This is a genomic window from Streptomyces sp. cg36, assembly GCF_041080675.1.
Lineage (GTDB): Bacteria > Actinomycetota > Actinomycetes > Streptomycetales > Streptomycetaceae > Streptomyces.
The window spans coordinates 1-15,620 of sequence record NZ_CP163522.1 but is presented as its reverse complement, the minus strand read 5'-3'; the positions used below and the strand labels follow the sequence as shown (position 1 = coordinate 15,620).

Annotated in this window: 15 protein-coding genes; 11 read left to right on the top strand and 4 right to left on the bottom strand. The window is 71.8% G+C overall.

What is annotated here, in order from left to right; genetic code table 11:
* Positions 1 to 32 precede the first annotated feature (32 nt).
* The 10 genes from AB5J87_RS39755 to AB5J87_RS39710 all read left to right on the top strand — a co-directional run bounded on the left by AB5J87_RS39755 (position 33) and on the right by AB5J87_RS39710 (position 11,179).
* Positions 33 to 1,466 carry a helix-turn-helix domain-containing protein gene (locus tag AB5J87_RS39755; protein ID WP_369384215.1) on the top strand — a complete coding sequence of 478 codons (1,434 nt, stop codon included), beginning with the start codon at positions 33 to 35 and terminating at the stop codon, positions 1,464 to 1,466.
* A gap of 4 nt (positions 1,467 to 1,470) precedes the next feature.
* Entirely contained in the window at positions 1,471 to 2,151 is a 681-nt protein-coding gene (locus tag AB5J87_RS39750) for a dihydrofolate reductase family protein (protein WP_111340008.1), read from the top strand.
* 35 nt (positions 2,152 to 2,186) lie between these two features.
* Positions 2,187 to 2,612 carry a deaminase gene (locus AB5J87_RS39745; RefSeq protein WP_342211097.1) on the top strand — a complete coding sequence of 142 codons (426 nt, stop codon included), beginning with the start codon at positions 2,187 to 2,189 and terminating at the stop codon, positions 2,610 to 2,612.
* 1,011 nt (positions 2,613 to 3,623) lie between these two features.
* Entirely contained in the window at positions 3,624 to 6,257 is a 2,634-nt protein-coding gene (locus AB5J87_RS39740) for a hypothetical protein (protein WP_369384214.1), read from the top strand.
* Entirely contained in the window at positions 6,254 to 7,072 is an 819-nt protein-coding gene (locus AB5J87_RS39735) for a DUF721 domain-containing protein (RefSeq protein ID WP_369384213.1), read from the top strand. Before AB5J87_RS39740 ends, AB5J87_RS39735 begins: the two co-directional genes overlap by 4 nt.
* 198 nt (positions 7,073 to 7,270) lie before the next feature.
* The gene (locus AB5J87_RS39730; protein WP_369384212.1) at positions 7,271 to 9,397 is read left to right on the top strand and encodes a helix-turn-helix domain-containing protein; all 2,127 of its coding nucleotides are present in this window, start codon (positions 7,271 to 7,273) and stop codon (positions 9,395 to 9,397) included.
* Positions 9,398 to 9,400: 3 nt separating this feature from the next.
* Positions 9,401 to 9,958 (top strand): XRE family transcriptional regulator, encoded by a 558-nt coding sequence (locus AB5J87_RS39725; protein WP_369384211.1) that lies wholly within the window; start codon positions 9,401 to 9,403, stop codon positions 9,956 to 9,958.
* Between the two features lie 14 nt (positions 9,959 to 9,972).
* Positions 9,973 to 10,539 carry a hypothetical protein gene (locus AB5J87_RS39720; protein WP_369384209.1) on the top strand — a complete coding sequence of 189 codons (567 nt, stop codon included), beginning with the start codon at positions 9,973 to 9,975 and terminating at the stop codon, positions 10,537 to 10,539.
* Positions 10,540 to 10,616: 77 nt separating this feature from the next.
* The gene (locus tag AB5J87_RS39715) at positions 10,617 to 10,922 is read left to right on the top strand and encodes a DUF6247 family protein (protein ID WP_369384273.1); all 306 of its coding nucleotides are present in this window, start codon (positions 10,617 to 10,619) and stop codon (positions 10,920 to 10,922) included.
* The gene (locus tag AB5J87_RS39710; RefSeq protein ID WP_369384208.1) at positions 10,919 to 11,179 is read left to right on the top strand and encodes a hypothetical protein; all 261 of its coding nucleotides are present in this window, start codon (positions 10,919 to 10,921) and stop codon (positions 11,177 to 11,179) included. The genes AB5J87_RS39715 and AB5J87_RS39710 overlap by 4 nt, the downstream gene beginning before the upstream one ends.
* A gap of 122 nt (positions 11,180 to 11,301) precedes the next feature.
* Here AB5J87_RS39710 and AB5J87_RS39705 read toward each other — a convergent pair whose 3' ends face one another.
* Positions 11,302 to 11,805: a hypothetical protein gene (locus AB5J87_RS39705; RefSeq protein WP_369384207.1), complete on the bottom strand. Its 504-nt coding sequence runs from the start codon at positions 11,803 to 11,805 to the stop codon at positions 11,302 to 11,304.
* A 111-nt stretch (positions 11,806 to 11,916) separates the two neighbouring features.
* Positions 11,917 to 12,213, bottom strand: a complete 297-nt coding sequence (locus tag AB5J87_RS39700; RefSeq protein WP_369384206.1) for a hypothetical protein — start codon at positions 12,211 to 12,213, stop codon at positions 11,917 to 11,919.
* Between the two features lie 173 nt (positions 12,214 to 12,386).
* Between AB5J87_RS39700 and AB5J87_RS39695 the strand changes: the two genes are divergently transcribed.
* Positions 12,387 to 13,223, top strand: a complete 837-nt coding sequence (locus AB5J87_RS39695; RefSeq protein WP_369384205.1) for a hypothetical protein — start codon at positions 12,387 to 12,389, stop codon at positions 13,221 to 13,223.
* A gap of 274 nt (positions 13,224 to 13,497) precedes the next feature.
* On the opposite strand, the gene AB5J87_RS39690 is transcribed toward AB5J87_RS39695, so the two are convergent.
* A complete protein-coding gene (locus AB5J87_RS39690) occupies positions 13,498 to 13,971 on the bottom strand; it encodes a helix-turn-helix domain-containing protein (protein WP_224291230.1) in 474 nt (157 codons plus the stop codon).
* Positions 13,968 to 14,525 carry a replication/maintenance protein RepL gene (locus tag AB5J87_RS39685; RefSeq protein ID WP_362499913.1) on the bottom strand — a complete coding sequence of 186 codons (558 nt, stop codon included), beginning with the start codon at positions 14,523 to 14,525 and terminating at the stop codon, positions 13,968 to 13,970. Before AB5J87_RS39685 ends, AB5J87_RS39690 begins: the two co-directional genes overlap by 4 nt.
* Between the last annotated feature and the right edge of the window lie 1,095 nt (positions 14,526 to 15,620).

Here is a 15,620-nt window from a genome sequence, read left to right as displayed (position 1 = left end):
ACTGGCCACATCAGCCACAGGATTGGGGCGAGATGGCACAGAAGCCAAGGGAGCTGACGCCTTGGGTGTCGCCCCTGCACAACTGGGGCTACGAGCTGCGTGAGCTGCGGAATCTGCGCCGTCTCAGCCTGCGTGCCCTGGCCAAGCGGGCGATGGTTGACCACTCCCACCTGGGACGATTCGAGCGTGCTGAGCGCATGGCCACCCGCGCGCAGGCCGCACAGCTGGACAGTGCGTTGGGAGCGAACGGCATGCTGCTCCGGCTGTGGGAGCGCATCGGAGACGAGCCTGGGCATGTGGCCAATCAGCCGGTTCATGTGGCCAAGTCATCGGTTGATCTGGCCCTGGCCATGCCGGACCAGGCAGCGTCGGACGATGAAGGGATCTCGGTCCCGTGTCGTCTACGTGATGGGTCGGTGGTCTGGGTGGCAATGAATCGGCGTGCGCTGCTGCGCACGGGGGTGGGGATCGGGGCGGCGGCCGCCGCAGGGATCGGTTCGCCGGCCTTTGCGGACTCGGGTGCCGTTCCGGGCCTGGTTCGCAAGGCTCGGGCCGCATCTGCGTACGGCTCGACACCGGTGGAGCACCTGCGCCGCACCCGCCGCCTGCTGATCGACAACGACAACCTGCTGGGCCCCTGGCACGCGGTCCGCGCGACACGCGATCACATCCAGGTCATCCAGGAGCTGCGTCGCGAGGCGAAGGGCGCCGACCGACGCGACCTGATGGAACTCCAGACGCAGTACGGCGAGTTCCTGTCCTGGCTCTACCAGGACCTGGGCGACCCGAAGGCGGCCTCGTACTGGCTGGACCGGGCGATGCAGTGGTCGCAAACGGTCGGTGACCAGGACCTGACCACGTACGTGATGGCCCGCAAGGCGCAGTTGGCCGGCGACGTCGCGGACCTGGTCGACGTGGTCGACCTCGCGGAAGCCGCCCAGAACATGGCGCGGCCGCGCAGCCGGCTTGCCGCCGTTGCGCGCACGTACGAGGCGTATGGCCACGCGCTGCGCGGTGACGCTGACGAGAGCGAGCGGGCGATCGACGACGTCCGCAACGCCCTCGATGGCGCCGCCGCCGACCCCACCCCGTGGGGCGTGTGGCTGAACGCGTCGTACGTGGAGATTCACCGCGCCCAGGGCCTGGAGGCTCTCGGCAAGCACGACCAGGCCGCGGACGCGTTCGGCGCCGCCATCCGGATGATGCCCGACGGCTACCACCGCGACCGCGGCGTCTACCTGGCGCGGCAGGCCGTGGCGCTGGCCGGCGCGCGCGTCCCGGAGCAGGCCGCCGCCATCGGGATGCACGCGCTGACGGTGGCGGAGGACACGGGCTCCGGCCGGATCACCACCGAGCTCGCCCGGCTCGACAAGGCCCTGATCCCCTGGCAGCGCGAGCCGGTCGTGTCCGAGTTCCGCGCCGCCTTCGACTCCACCCTCTTCCACGAGACAGAAACGGATGCCTGAGCAGATGACTGCCCGCCCGTACGTGCTGCTGTCGGCCGCCATGTCGGTCGACGGCTACCTGGACGACACCAGCCCCGAGCGGCTGCGCCTGTCCAACGCCGCCGACTTCGACCGCGTCGACCAGGTCCGCGCGGAGTCCGACGCGATCCTGATCGGCGCGAACACCATGCGCCGGGACAACCCGCGCCTGTTGGTCAACAGCGACGAACGCCGTGCTCAGCGCGTCGCCGACGGCAAGCCAGAGTTCCCGCTCAAGGTCACGGTCACCCGCACCGGCGACCTCGCCGCCGACCTGAAGTTCTGGCACCACGGTGGCGACAAGTTGGTCGTCACCGTCGACAGCGCGGTGGAGAAGGTGCGCGCGACGCTCGGGGACCTTGCCGACGTCGTCAGCGTCGGGCCCGACCTCGACTGGGGCTTGGTCCTCGATGAGCTCGGGCGCCGCGGCGTCAAGCAGCTGATGGTGGAGGGTGGCGGCACGATCCACACCCAGCTCATGGCCCAGGACCTCGCCGACGAAGTGCACCTCGCCATCGCGCCGCTGCTGGTCGGCCAGCCGGAGGCCGCCCGGTTCCTCGGAGCCGCCGACTACCCGGGCGGGTCGACCGCGCGGATGCAGGTCCTCGAGGTCCGCGCGATCGACGACGTCGTCCTCGTCCGCTACGCCCCGAAGGGACGCGCCTGATGTACGCGCCCGACCGATGGCAGGACATGCAGTGGATGAGGCGTGCCATCTCCCTCGCCGCGATGTGCCCGCCGGCCGCAGGTGCCTACTCGGTCGGGGCGCTCATCGTCGACGAGGACGGCAACGAGATCGCGGCCGGCTACTCCCGGGAGTCCGACCCGCGTGAGCACGCGGAAGAGGCCGCGCTCGGGAAGGCGGACCCCCGGCTCGTTGCCGGGGCGACGCTCTACAGCACGTTGGAGCCCTGCTCACAGCGGCATTCGCCGCGTACCCCGTGCGCACAGCGCATCCTCGAGGCGGGCATTCCGCGGGTGGTCATCGCCTGGCGGGAGCCGTCGCTGTTCGTCGACGACTGCATCGGCTACGAGCAGTTGGTGGAGGCCGGGGTCGTGGTCGTGGAACTGCACGAGCTGGCTGCGTCCGCGAAGGAAGTTAACGCGCACCTGGGCGGGCTGGCCTGATGCGGACTCAGCGACTTACCCACTGGGCGACTCACCTCGGTAACGAGTTTCCCGTCAAACGCCGCAATTCTTCCGGCATTCGGGACTTCTCGGGCCTGTTGCGTTTTCGACCCGCCTGTGTGTCGTCACAGGGGGTTAGGGTGATCACAGATGTGATCCTTAACGACGAGAACCCCGGGACCGGGCATGGTCCTCGGGGCCTCGTACGGGGCAATGCCTCGTTGGGCGACACCTGGAAAGGAGGTGATCGCGAAATGAAGAGTACCCGCGTCTGCGGAACTACACGCGCCGCAAGGCCGTTCCACCATCGCGATCACGCCATCGGGTGCGCGCCTGGACATGCTGACGCCAGCCTCCGGATTCAGGGGGTTGGGATGACCTAGCCGGCCATCGGCCGCGCGCGCCAAGAAGAGGCGGACTAGCCATCCCCTTCGGCCTCGCGCGGCCCGTCTACCGCCTGGCGGCAATCCCCCACCAGAGCGGTCCGCTCAGATCCCGGCTGTCACCGGTCCTGAGCCGCGGCTATCAAGCCGCATATCTCCCACTCGGCCCCTCATCAGGGCCATTTGCAACACCGGTCCCTAGCCAGGACCACAAGGGCCCCATCTGGGTCCAGCAGCAACACCCGCAGCACCGGTCCCTAGCCAGGACCAACACCTCGGTCGTTCCGAGGCCCCGCCAAGGGCTTCGAAACACCAGTTCGAAAACGCCACCAAACGAAAGGAGATCGCTTCTGGGCCTTCGTACTGCCCCGCCCACCACATGAGCCGTTGCGATCGCGCCCCCGCCAAGGGGCCCGTCCGCGTTGATCCATATGAAGGTTGGTCTCGCCATAATGCAGGAGCTTCGGTCGTCTTGTCAGGTCGACCACGACCAGGTCAGTACCCCCTTGGGGGTGATTACCGCAGGTTGTGGTGTCCCCCCTGGCGGGATTGTGACGTACATCACACCCCCCAACTGTCACACCGTTTACGCCCGGTCGGCTGACCGCCTGACCTCGGGGATGTCCCTGTGAGCGCGGGGGCGGCGTCGGCCGCCGTGCTGGACCACCCGCTGCCGGACATCTTCGGCAACTCCGTCGACGGGTCCTGGCTTCCCGGGCAGCGGAACGCGCTGCGGTCGGTGCCGGCCGCCGGGAAGCCGGACGGCGAGGGCCCGGAGGACCCGCTGCGCCTCGGTCGGGCGATGCGGCTTCGGCTGCGCGACGCGGTCCAGGCGCTGCTGGCCGACCCGTCGATCGCCGGGTTGAAGGACGCGCCGAAGCTGGCCGCGGTGGTGCTCTACGCGAAGTCGCGGGCGCCGAAGGGCGAGGACGACGACCTCCAGACCTCGATCTGGGGTGCGGAGCTCGGCCGGTGGATGGGCATGAAGGAGTCGACGGTCCACCACAAGGTGCTGCCGGTGCTCCGCGGTTCGGACGCGGTGCACACGCAGGTGGTGAGGGACGGGAAGGGGCACCCGACCGGGCTGGACTGCCTGGTCATGCCGCTGTGGCGGGCTCACCACGGCGGGGGAGCGGGGCATCCGCTGGTGCTGACGAAGGCGGAGCTGGCGACGCTGCTGCGTCTCCTGGAGGCGCTGTTCGGGCACGGCTGGACGCCGAAGGACAAGGAGCCGACGCCGCCGGGGCTGCTCGCCGGCCGGACGGGCAAGGGCGCGGCGACCGACCGGCTCGGGCTGCTGCTGATGGTGCTGAACACGCGGGCGTCGGGCTGGCTGCAGCTGGTCGGCGGCTCGGTGAAGAAGCGCGAGGGGCGCGGGGCGGCGACGCTGGCCCGGCTGCTGGGCTGCTCGCCGTCGGGGGCCCGGAAGGTCCTGGCGAGGCTGACGGAGGCCGGTGTCGTGGCGCGGCAGCGCAAGGCCACGTCGACGCGGATGAACGGCCGGGGCCGGGTCATGCTGCTGCCGGTCGCCCGCGCGTATGGCCGCACGCTGGCCTCTGTGGAGGCGGCTGAGAGCGCCGGTGCGGTGTTTTCGGCGCGTCCTGATGGTGCGTGCGGAGATCATGGTCCGGCCGGTGCTGCTGGTGCCCTTGGTACGCCTGGGATCGGTGGTGCTGAGGGTGCCGGGGATGCTGTGGATCAGGAGCGTCCCGATGGTGCAGAGCTCCACGCAGACCACGCTTCTGTGGTTACTCCCGTCGTTTCTCCGCAGCTTGATTGTGGTTTTTCCGGCGAAGGCCGTGGGGGGTCCGGTGATCTGCCGGAGCGCGTGTGCGTGCGCGAGGACCAGGCCGTCAACGGCGAGACCGCCGCTACCGGGTCGGCGTCGCCGGTGGCTGAGGGCGGCCCGCTGCGCGGGGAAAAGCCGAAGGAGTCCCCGGTCGATGAGCGGGTGGGGCAGCGCGCTGCCGGGGCCGGTGTCGGTGGCCGGCCGAAGGCCGGAGGGTGGGAAAAGGCGCAGCAGCAGAGGCGGGTGGCCCTCCCGGCTGCTCTTCGTCTGCGGGTAGCGCTGGGACCGGTCTCCTGGCTGTGGGAGCGGCTGTCGGGGTGGCAGCAGGACCAGGTGGAAGCCGCCGCGAAGGCGGAGCTGGCGAACCTGGCGGGCCTGGGCGTGGCGCCGGAGGGTGCGCCGCGGCTGCTGGCCGACCGGCTGACCGACCGCCTGGCGGAGACCGGCGGCGAGGCGATGGTCGACAAGCCGTTCCCGTGGCTGATCCACCGGGGCCTGCCCCAGCGCCGGGCCTGCTCGCACCTCAAGTGCGACGACGGGGTCCGGCTCGACACCGGCGAGGACTGCGAGAACTGCGGCAACGTCATCCACCTGCGCCGTGCCTGGCGTGCCCGGATCGGCGCGGACATCGACCGGGAGCTGCCCGACCTGTCCGACGTCGAGCGCCGCCGCGTCCTCGAGGAGCGGCTGCGCGAGCGGGCCGCCATCGAGGCCGAAGACCTCGCCTGGCGCCAGGAGCAGGCCCGCGCGGAGCGGGCCCGGCGCGAGGCAGCCCGTGCGGCAGCCGCTGAGCAGGCGGAACGCGAGCGGCAGGCCGCGGCCGCCGCCGACGCGGTCCGGCAGGCGCTGGCGTGCGAGGACTGCGGGCGCGGCCGGTCGGCCGGGCTGTGCGAGGCGTGCGACCACCGCCGTCAGACCGAGGCCCTGATCGGTGAGGCCGGCCTTCTCGTGGCGGCCGGTTCCGCCGACCTGAGCGACCCGGCCAGCGTCGCGGCGGCCGTCGCCGGGGCCCGCACGGCCATCGAGGACAGCACCGCCGCCGCCTGGCAGGAGTTCCTGGAGATCACCGACGTGGCCACCCTGGAGGCCGATCCGCAGGCCGCTGCGGACGCGTACGCGTTCACCGCGCTCCAGGTCGCGCAGCAGGCCGTCAGCGAGTACCAGGACGACGCCCTGGCGATGCTGGGCCGCACTGCGGAGGCCGAAGCCGAGGCCCGGCGGGCGTACCGGTCCGAGCAGGGCCGCCCCTGGTTCCAGCACAACCCGACCGGCGCGGACGCGGTCGCCGCCGCGACGAACGCCGCCGACACCGCTCGGGAGCGGGTAGCCGAGCACCTGCTGGCGGCGCGGCTGAAGCAGCTGCACGAGCGGCCCGCCGCCCCGGCCCGGAGGACCGCGTCGTGGACGGAGCGACTGCCCGGCCTCGCCGCGCGCCCGCTGGACGGCGACGCCACCGGGGCGGTGATCGCATGACCGGCGAGCTGAGCGGCGTCGACCTCGCCCGCCAGGCCCTGGTCGCGGCCCGGGAGGCGGCGAAGAAGAACGGCGCCAACCAGACGAAGAAGCCCAAGCGGCGCACCACCACCGTCGTACGCCGTGACGGCCGTGAGCCGCTCGGGCTCGGTGCGGCGATCGGCATGATGATGACCGAGCGCGGCATGGTCGCCCCGGCCGCCGGCGGCTCCGTCCTCGCCGACTTCGACGCCATCCTCGCCGCGGCCGTGCCCGAGCTCGCCGGGCGCGTGCAGGCGACGGCGTTCGACGCGGACACCGGCCGCCTGGACGTCGTCCCCGACGCCCCGGCCGTCGGCACGAAGCTGCGCTGGAGCGCCCCGAAGCTGATCGCGGCGGCCAACGAGCGGGTGCCCGGCGCGAACGTCCGCGCCCTGCACGTCCTGGCGCCCGCGCCCGCGAGGACCGCCACCATCACGGCGGCCGCCGCCCCGGCCGCGCCCGACCTGCCCGCCGTCCCGGTGGAGCGCCGACCGCCGCCGGACGGGTACCGGCGCGCGATCGAGGCGCACCGCCAGGCCGCGCCGCCGTCCCGGGTGGACCCGGGGATCGCGGAGGCGGTGGAGCGGCAGACCGCCGCGATGCGCGAGCTGTCGCGCCGGGCGTTCCCCGAGCCCGACGTCGCCGCCGACGATGCTCCGGCCCCGATCGAGCAGGCCCGCCTCCAGCGCCGCCGCCAGGCCGCCGCGACCGAGGCCGCCGCGCTGCGCCGGGCCCGAGCCGAGAAGGCCGGGCGCACCGTGGCCGCGCCGCCCCGCCTGGAGCAGACAGCATGACGCTCCGGCTGTCAGCCTCACACGGCGTTTCCGCAGGTGGAGGCGGTGCGCGATGAGGCTGTCAGGTGTGAGCCAGGGCCTGCGGCAGACCCTTCGAGCCGTCCATTTCCCGCCCGATCAATGAATCCGAACGGGTTAAAAAGTGGGTTAAAGGCTAGGGTAAACAGTGCTAGGGTGAGGGCACGAAAGGAGATCGACATGGCATCCGAAGAGGAGCTGTTCGCGAACATCGACGCGCTGCTGGAGGAGGAGCCGCAGCTCCCGCCCCCGGCGGAGCGCGCCCGCCTTCGCGAGGCCGCCGGCATCACCCAGGCCCGCCTCGCGACCGCGCTGAAGTCGACCGTGCAGACGGTCAAGAACTACGAGAACGGCCGCTCCGAGCCGAAGTCGCCGCGCCTGGAGGCGTACCAGCGGCTCCTCAAGGGATGGGCGGCGAAGTACCCCGCCCACGCGGCTCCCGCCGCCCCGGCCCCGGCCGTCGCGCCTCAGCCCGAGGTGCCGCAGACGTTCACCCGCGTGCCCACCGTGGAGCAGGACGAGGCTGAGCCCGACATCGGCGTTGCGGTGAAGCCGGTACCCGAGCGTCCTGCCCGTCCGGCCGCGCGCCCGGCGACGTCGTCCCGGCGTCCGGCCGCGAAGAAGGCCGCGAAGCCCGCGGTCGACCCTCGCTTCCCGCACGGCCCGCTGGCCGTCCTGGACGGCGACGGCTCCGCGTACGCGGCGGGCGGCGTCGTGCTGGACTGCCCGGCGACCACCGTGCCGGAGCTGGTGGAGTGGACGCTGCGCGAGTCCGGTCTCGGCGCCGCCAAGCTCAACCGGTACGGCAAGGACAGCGACCCGCTGATCGTCCTCACCGCCGCGGCCGCCGTGAAGCTGGGGCTGCCCGAGCGCCTGGAGGGCCACGAGCAGCGCCGCTCGCTGCGCCTGCCGGAGGACCACCCGGTCGTCAAGCAGGTCGCGAAGGCCAAGTGGCAGCTCACCCAGCGGGGCTTCGGACCGTGGGCGCGGATCTACCGCAAGGCACAGGGCCGCGACCGCCAGTGCGTGCAGCTGGCGATCCTGTCCTGGGACGCCCTCGACGAGCGGTCCTGGCCCGGCGTCACCGACATGGAGCCGGCCGACATCGCCCGCGTCCTCGGCGTGTACGCCCAGCGGGTCATCACCCCGCGCGGCTCCACCGCCGTCTCCGGCCTGGAGCTGATGACCGCACTGCGCCCGCCCACCAAGGCCGTGCAGGACCCGGCCACCGGGAACTGGGTGTCCGGCCACAACGCGGGCAGCCTCGGCACCGAGCCGATGGACCCTGCGCCGCCGGAGGCCACCCCGGAACACCCCGTCGTCGTGAACTCCGGCTGGACCGGCGGCTTCCTCAACGAGGAGGCGTACCAGTGGGTGCGCTCGGTGGACACGCTCTCGGATGAGGAGTGCACCCTGCCGTGGGCGGTCGGCCTCGACCTGAACACGGCGTTCCTCGCCGCCGCGGCCCGCCTGGTCGTCGGCCTCAGCGCGCCCGACCACTTCCACGCCCCGAAGTTCAACCCGAAGATCCCCGGGAGCTGGCTGGCCGACCTGAGCCACATCGAGCTGGACCCGCGCCTGCCCAGCCCGTTCACGCCGGACGGCTCCCGCCCGACCGGCCCGGCCTGGTACCAGACGCACACCCTCGCCTACGCCCAGGAGCTCGGCTACGACGTGCACCCGATCGAGGCGTACCTGCGCCGGGAGACCGGCGCGTACCTCGACCCGTGGCACGACCGCCTCAAGAACGCCTACGTCGACACCCTCGCCGACATGGGCGTCACCCGGGACCTGTCCGACACCGAGTTCCTGGCGGCGATGGAGCACCACAAGGAGAAGGATCCGGGCCTGGCCGCCGTCCTCTCCGCGATCAAGGCCACGGTGAAGGGGGGCGTCGGCAAGCTCCGCGAGCGCCCCCAGGGCAAGCACTACAAGGAGGGCGAGACGTGGCCGGCCCTCGCACGGCCGACGTGGCGCCCCGACATCCGGGCCGCCGTCATCAGCAAGGCCCGGGTCAACATGCACCGCAAGCTCCGCAACATGGCGGACATGACCGGCCTGTACCCGCTGGCCGTGCTCTCCGACTGCGTCGTCTACCCGAGCCCGGGGACCTCCCCGCTCGACTTCCTCCCGTACGCCGCCTCCGGCAAGCCGCAGCCCGGCGGATTCCGCCTCGGGCCCACGCCCGGCCTGGCGAAGCTGGAGGGCGTCCAGCAGATGCTGTGGGCGGTCGACCTCATGGAGAAGGGCCTCAACCCGGCCCGCCACATCAAGGGCGGCGACGCCGTCCTGGACGAAGGGGAGTAGCCCGTGGGGGAGATCGAGGACGCGATCGAGCGGGCCGACCGCGAGGCGTTCACCAAGGACCCGCCCAAGACTCTCAAGGGGCAGATCGGGTTCCTGATCAAGCAGTTCGGCAGCGCCAAGGCCGTCGCCCAGGAGCTCGGGGTCACCGCCGACTCCGTCAACAGGTACCGGCGCGGCGCCCGCAAGCACGCCCGCGCCGACGTCGCCGCGAAGATCGACGACGCGGTGAAGGCCCGCTGGCAGCCGCTGGTGCGCAAGCGCCGGCAGAAGCAGGCCGCCGCGTCGGGCGGGATCACGGTGGAGACCCGGGCCCGGTTCGGCTACACGTCGTCCGCAGGATCGACCGACGACGGGCGGTTCCGCCGCCTCACCGTGCACCTCCCCGCGACGTACGCGCAGCAGCTGTTCGACGCCCGCGACGCGGGGGCCAGCGACCAGCAGATGCGCGGAATCATCGCCGAAGGGTTTAAGGAGGTCTATTTCCAGGACGGCGGCGGTCGCGCTATGGGACTGTCGGACGTAGAAATCAACGACATCGATTACCTTGATCTGGATTACTGACTAGGAGCGAATACGTGACCGCTGATTTTCCGCCCATCGACCGCGACAAGAGCCCGCTGTTCGACGCCGACCACGACCCGGTCCGGGTCGCCGACGCGCTGCGCCGCAGCCCGCACTTCGCGGCCGCGGACGCCGACCCGGGCGGCGACACGGTGTGGTTCACCACCGAGGCCGGCATCAACTACACGCTGACCTTCAAGGAGGCGGAGCCCACCGAGGACGACCTGCTGCCCGAGCCGGTGCTCACCGAGGCCATCGCCGCGGCGATCCTCAACCACCCCGGCTTCACCGTCGCGGACGCGGACTCGCCGCGCGAGGACACCATCACCATCCAGTCCCGCAACCTGGTGCGCCACCTCCTGGTCCTGGACGTCGACCGCGGCAACGCCCTCGCTCCGGAGGACCTGTCCACCCCGGCCGTCGACGTCGCCTTCGCCGCCGACAAGCTGCTCACCAGCGACCCGAGCGACTCGGAGCGCGCCACGGCCGAACTCCTCAACTACGTGGCCGCCACCTGGGACAAGCAGGACCTGCCGCTGCGCGAGCACGCCCAGGCCGTCGCCCGCACCCTGACCCGGTAGGAGGGGATCCGCCCATGACCGCATCCACGGCCACCCGGCGCGCGTACGGTGAGGGGAGGACCCGCTGGGAGGACACGATGAGCGCGCAGCCCGACCACGCACCCGTCACCGCCTACGCCCCCGCGCCCGGGGCGCCGGCCGAACTCCTCGCCCAGCTGCGCGCCGACAAGCGCGCGGACCGCTGGGTGCCGGCCTTCGAGCGCGAGTGGACCGCCGCCCTCGAGGAATCCCGCCGCAGCTTCTCCCTGGCCGGGCTCTACGAGGTCGTCCAGGAGTGGCAGGGCCGCCTCGCGCACGCCCCGGCTGTCGACGCGTTCGTTGCCTCCGGGTACGACGACAGCGACGCCGTCGACCTGGCGGAGCTCCGCCGCCGTCGCGGGTGAGCCCGGCGCCGTACGCGGTCCGCGTCTCCGCCCCGGCCGCCAAGGTCCTGGACGCGCTGCCCGAGCACGCGGTGGACACCGTGTGGGACATCCTCGCCGCGGCCGCCGGCGATCCGTTCGGCTTCCGGCAGTTCGACACCGACGACGACGAGGGTGAGGACGTCCGCTACGCGGCCGTCGGCCAGCTCTCCGTCACCTACTGGGTCAACCGGCCCCTGAACAGCCTGACGGTCCTGAACATCGTCTGGCTCGGGTAGCCACCCGTGGCAACGGCCCGGCCCCGGCATTGCAGCTGCCGGGGCCGGGCCGTTGCGCATCGTAGCCACCGCTGTATCCACCCGTTGCCACCCGGCGGCAACGCGTATCCGCCCGGCAGTTGTCACCAGGCGCCGCGCGGGCGGTCGGCACCGAGCTGCACCTCGCGCCGGCACTCCGGGCACTCCGGCAGCCCCTCCACCCGGCGCGGCCGATCGTCCTTCGCCCAGCTGAACCCGCACAGCGCCTTGTGCGTGACGCTGCGGAAGGATTCGTCCTTGGTGGCGTGGGAGCCGTAGCCCGGCACCAACCAGGTGAACGTCCCCTCCCCGTCGTACGGGGCGCCGTTCGGCCACTCGTAGGCCGCCTCGGTCGTGGTGCACCGCATCCGCGCATCCGGTCCCGTCCAGCGCTTGCCGTACCGGATCTCCGAGCTGGCGTCGACCGCGTCCGCGAGGCGCTCGAAGGACAGGTCGTAGTCGTTCATGTGCTTCCACGTGCCGGGCGGCTGCTCGCGCATCACCTTGCGGAACATCAGCAGCAGCCGCGCCAGGTCGTGCTGATCGACCCGGACCGTGTTCGTCTCCGCGTCGAACCCGTACGTCGGGTCGTGGGGCTTCTTCGGCATCGGTCCTCGCTCGCGTCGCTCCGGCGGCCAGCACCCCGGCCGGGTGCTCAACGACCCTGGCCCGCCGGAGCCACGCCGACTTCCGCCGTCCGTGCTCCGGCCGCCCGCGGCTCAGGCCGGCGGCGTCGCGCCGGGCAGCTCCCCGGCGAACTCCCACCACTGCTCGATCGTCCACACGGCGACGCTGGAGCAGTCGGTGGACATCCGCAGCCAGACCTCCTCGCCGCCGGGCAGGAGCGCGACCTCCAGGTGCGCCTCGTCCCACGTGCCCACCGGGTACATCCACTCCAGGCCGTCGTTCGGCCAGGTCCTCATCGCCACCGTGCGCACGCTCAGCGCCGCGGCGAAGGCGTCCAGCGCCGCCTTCGGTATCCGCATCTCCGCCGGCTCCCGCTCGATCCCCGCCACCGGGCCCCCTTCGCCTCGTGCGGCAGGCCCGCGCCCGCCGTCGCGGATCAGCGTGACAGCCCCGCCCCGCGTGCCGGTGTCACGCTGTGAGGCTAGGAGACTCACAGGCCGTTTTCCCAGGTGGACGGGGTGAATTGTGAGGCTGTGAGGGTGTGAGACGGAGCTCGCGCCTCGTGCTCCCGCACGCCCTGGTGGTGCTCGCCGGCGCGGAGGACGATGGAGTCGTGGGCGAGGACAACGAGGACCAGGAGCACGGCGTCGAACCGGCGCGGCCGCCGCTGAGCGAGGCCCGCGCCCGGGAGCTGACGGCCGGGCTGCGCGAGGCGATGGACGACGTCCGGCGCTCCGTGGCGGTCCTCGCCGCCCGGGTCCGCGACGCGCACGCCGCCCGCGTCTGGGTGCCGCTCGGGCACAGCAGCTGGGAGTCGTACTGCCGGGCAGAGTTCGGCATCAGCCGCGCCCAGGCGTACCGGCTCCTCGATGTCGCCCGCGCGCTCGCCGCGATCCACGACGCCGTTGCCGCCGGCCCCGAGACGTCTCGCACGCGAGACAGCGCCCCGGGCGCCGCGGCCGCGCTCGACTACGGGCTGTCCCAGCGGGCCCTGATCGCCGTCTCCGGCCGTACGGACGCCGTCGCGGAGATCATCACCCGCCGACTCGCCGCGCTCGCCCACAGCGGCCTCCAGGCCCTCGACACGGCCACGGTGCGCGCCGTGGTCCGCCAGGCCGTGCGCGACGTCCGCACCGCGCCGCCCCCGGCGCCCGCCGAACCGCCGGCGGACCCGGCCGTCGCCGCGCTGCGCGCCGTCGTCGACGACCTCGCCGCCAGCAGCCACGCGATCGGGGAGCTGATGCTCGAAGTCGCCCCCGCCTACCTGTCCGACACCGAGGCCGCCGACGTCCTGGCGCTCCTGTGCGAGCAGATCGGCGAGCCCCTCGACCACGGCCTCGCTGCCCGCCGCTACGCCCTGACCGGTGACCGCCGGGCCCTGGCCGGGACGGTGCTGTAGTCGGTGCTGCCCGTGGTCCTGGTCGTGCTCGCGGTCTGCTGTACGGCGAGGGTCCGGGGCAGCGCAGCTTTTGCATGGGCCAGGCGGGACAAGGGTGCTGCTCGTACAGCAGGCCAAAAGATCTATGCGGCTGCTGCATACAGCACGACGCGAGACAGCGCGCTGCCGACGACGGCGAGCGGGCCGGCCACCGTGCTGCAGCGGGGCGGCCGGGAACGACGACGGCGCCCTCCCGGTGGGGTGGGCGCCGTGGTGGCGGGGCAGGAGTCGCGGATCATCCGGCCAGTCGCAGAGCGGGCGGTGCGTCCGGCAGCGGGGCGTCCTCGCCCCCGTCGGGGTCCGGGTCGAAGTCTGTGCCGATGCGGGCGTCGCGGGCGCGCGGCGGGCGGATGTCGCCGGTCGGGAAGTTCAGCGGCCACACGAACGTGTCGGGCGCCTTGAGGTGGTTGACCATGTGGCTCAGCGACTCGTAGCCGGCCAGCAGCGGGTGGATGAGGACCTCGCCGCGGCGCTGCCGCTCGCTGATGATGCCCTTGTCGCGCAGCTGGCTGATGGCCCGGGAGACCACGGACTGGGTGAGCCCGAGGCGCTCGGCTAGCTCCTGCTGGCGGATCTTGACCAGGCCGCCCGGCTCCTGGCGGGAGGTCAGCACGTCGAAGACGTCGCGGGCCGTCGGGGACAGGCAGGCGTTCGGCAGGACCTCGAAGATCTCCGGGTTGTGGAAACCAGGAATGGAAGCGGAGCTCATCGCGTGGCCTCGTTCCTCACCGTCGGGATGGTGATCTCGTGGTCGACCAGGGTCTTCTTGAGCGACTTCACCAGGCGCAGCTGCTTCTCGCTGCCCCACCGGTAAGCGTAGAGCGGGTTGAGCCGGTACACCCCACGGCGTTCCCGCCAGGTGAAGTTGTGGTGGCTGAGCTGGCTCACGGCGCGGGAGATCTTCGACTGCGAGCAGCCGTACTTCTTCGCCAGGCCGCCCTGGGTCATCTCCACCAGGCCCTCCTTGTCGTGGTGCGTCTTGAGGTAGTCCAAGACGTTCCGCGACATGGCGCTCAGATCGAACTTCCACAGGTTGTCCTCGATCACCTGGGACATGCTCAGGTGCCCCTTGCCGTAGAAGACGTACGGCTTGACCGGGTCCTTCGTCGTGAAGGTGCCGCCGCGCTTGGCGAGCCTCTCCAGGCTGCTCACCAGCTGCTGCGCCGTCTCCATGCCGTTGACGGCATCGGCGGGCGGCGGAGCGGGGGCCAGCCGCGGCGTGGTCGCCGGCGCCTCCGCGCTGCGCCTCAAGGGCTGGGCCACGGGCTCTCCTCCATGATCGTCGGGGCTGCATAACATAGCAGATCTGCGATGTTATGCAGGCGATGTATGCACGCGGCGGGCGTGTCTCTGGACAGGAACGATCTATTCACCTACGTGCATGCAACTCGCCTCCCTCGGGCGTGATCCATTCACTCAGGCTGCATATATCTCGCGCGTTTTCGCAGGTCAGAGGCTCGCACCTATCTGATCTTTAGAGGCGCGCCCCCTACGGCCCGCGCCGCGCCCTCCAGCCGCTCCATCCAGCGGCGAGGCTCGCGACCAGGCGGGGGAGGCCGCGGATCCATCCGCCGGCGGCCCGCCAGCTGCTGCGCGTCGGCCCCCGGACGGGGCTGAGGCGGCTTCGCGTGCGGCTCCGTGTGTCGGGTGCGGACCGTAGGCGGCACCAGCGGAGCTGCGTCTCGGGTTGTACCGGCCATGACGCTCAAAAGCATGGAGGCGGGGCCGGTGCCGGTGGTGGGTTCCGCCGTACGGCCTGGCGGCCGAACGGCTCATGTACCTCCGTACGCCGAATTCCGTCATTCCCATATCGGGCTTCCGTTCTGTGGCTAAGGTATTCAAGGCCGTGCAATCGTGAATTCAGCCGGTGAGTTTTTGGACGGGCTTAGGGGTGGTGCGGCCAGGACCCAAACGCTACACACCCGCGCTGCGTGATGCATCACGCTGGTTGCGCGTTCGCTCGCTCGGGTGATGCGTGTACGTAATCCGCCCCACAGTAGTGGGTTGGACGTGTAAGCTGGCGGGGTATTCGTGAACGTGAGCGGCCGGTTTCGAGGGTGGGGGAGTGGTCAGGGTGGAGCGCAGCGGAGCCCGTCACTGCGGTGGAGGCCGGCACTCGATCGGGCCGACGGTCCGTCACCCTTGTTGCGGGGGTGGTGGGCAGGAACCCCAAGCGCTACACAGTCCCGCGCGTGATGCACCTCCCCTCGTAGCCAGCCCCGGTGATCGCGCTTGCGCGGTCGCCTCCAATTCGCGCTTGCGCGAATTGCATTCCGTTCGGAATTCCGCTTGCGGAATTCCATTCCCCCGCTTGCGGGGGAATCCGAATTGCGCTTGCGCAATTCGCGCTCTATGCCC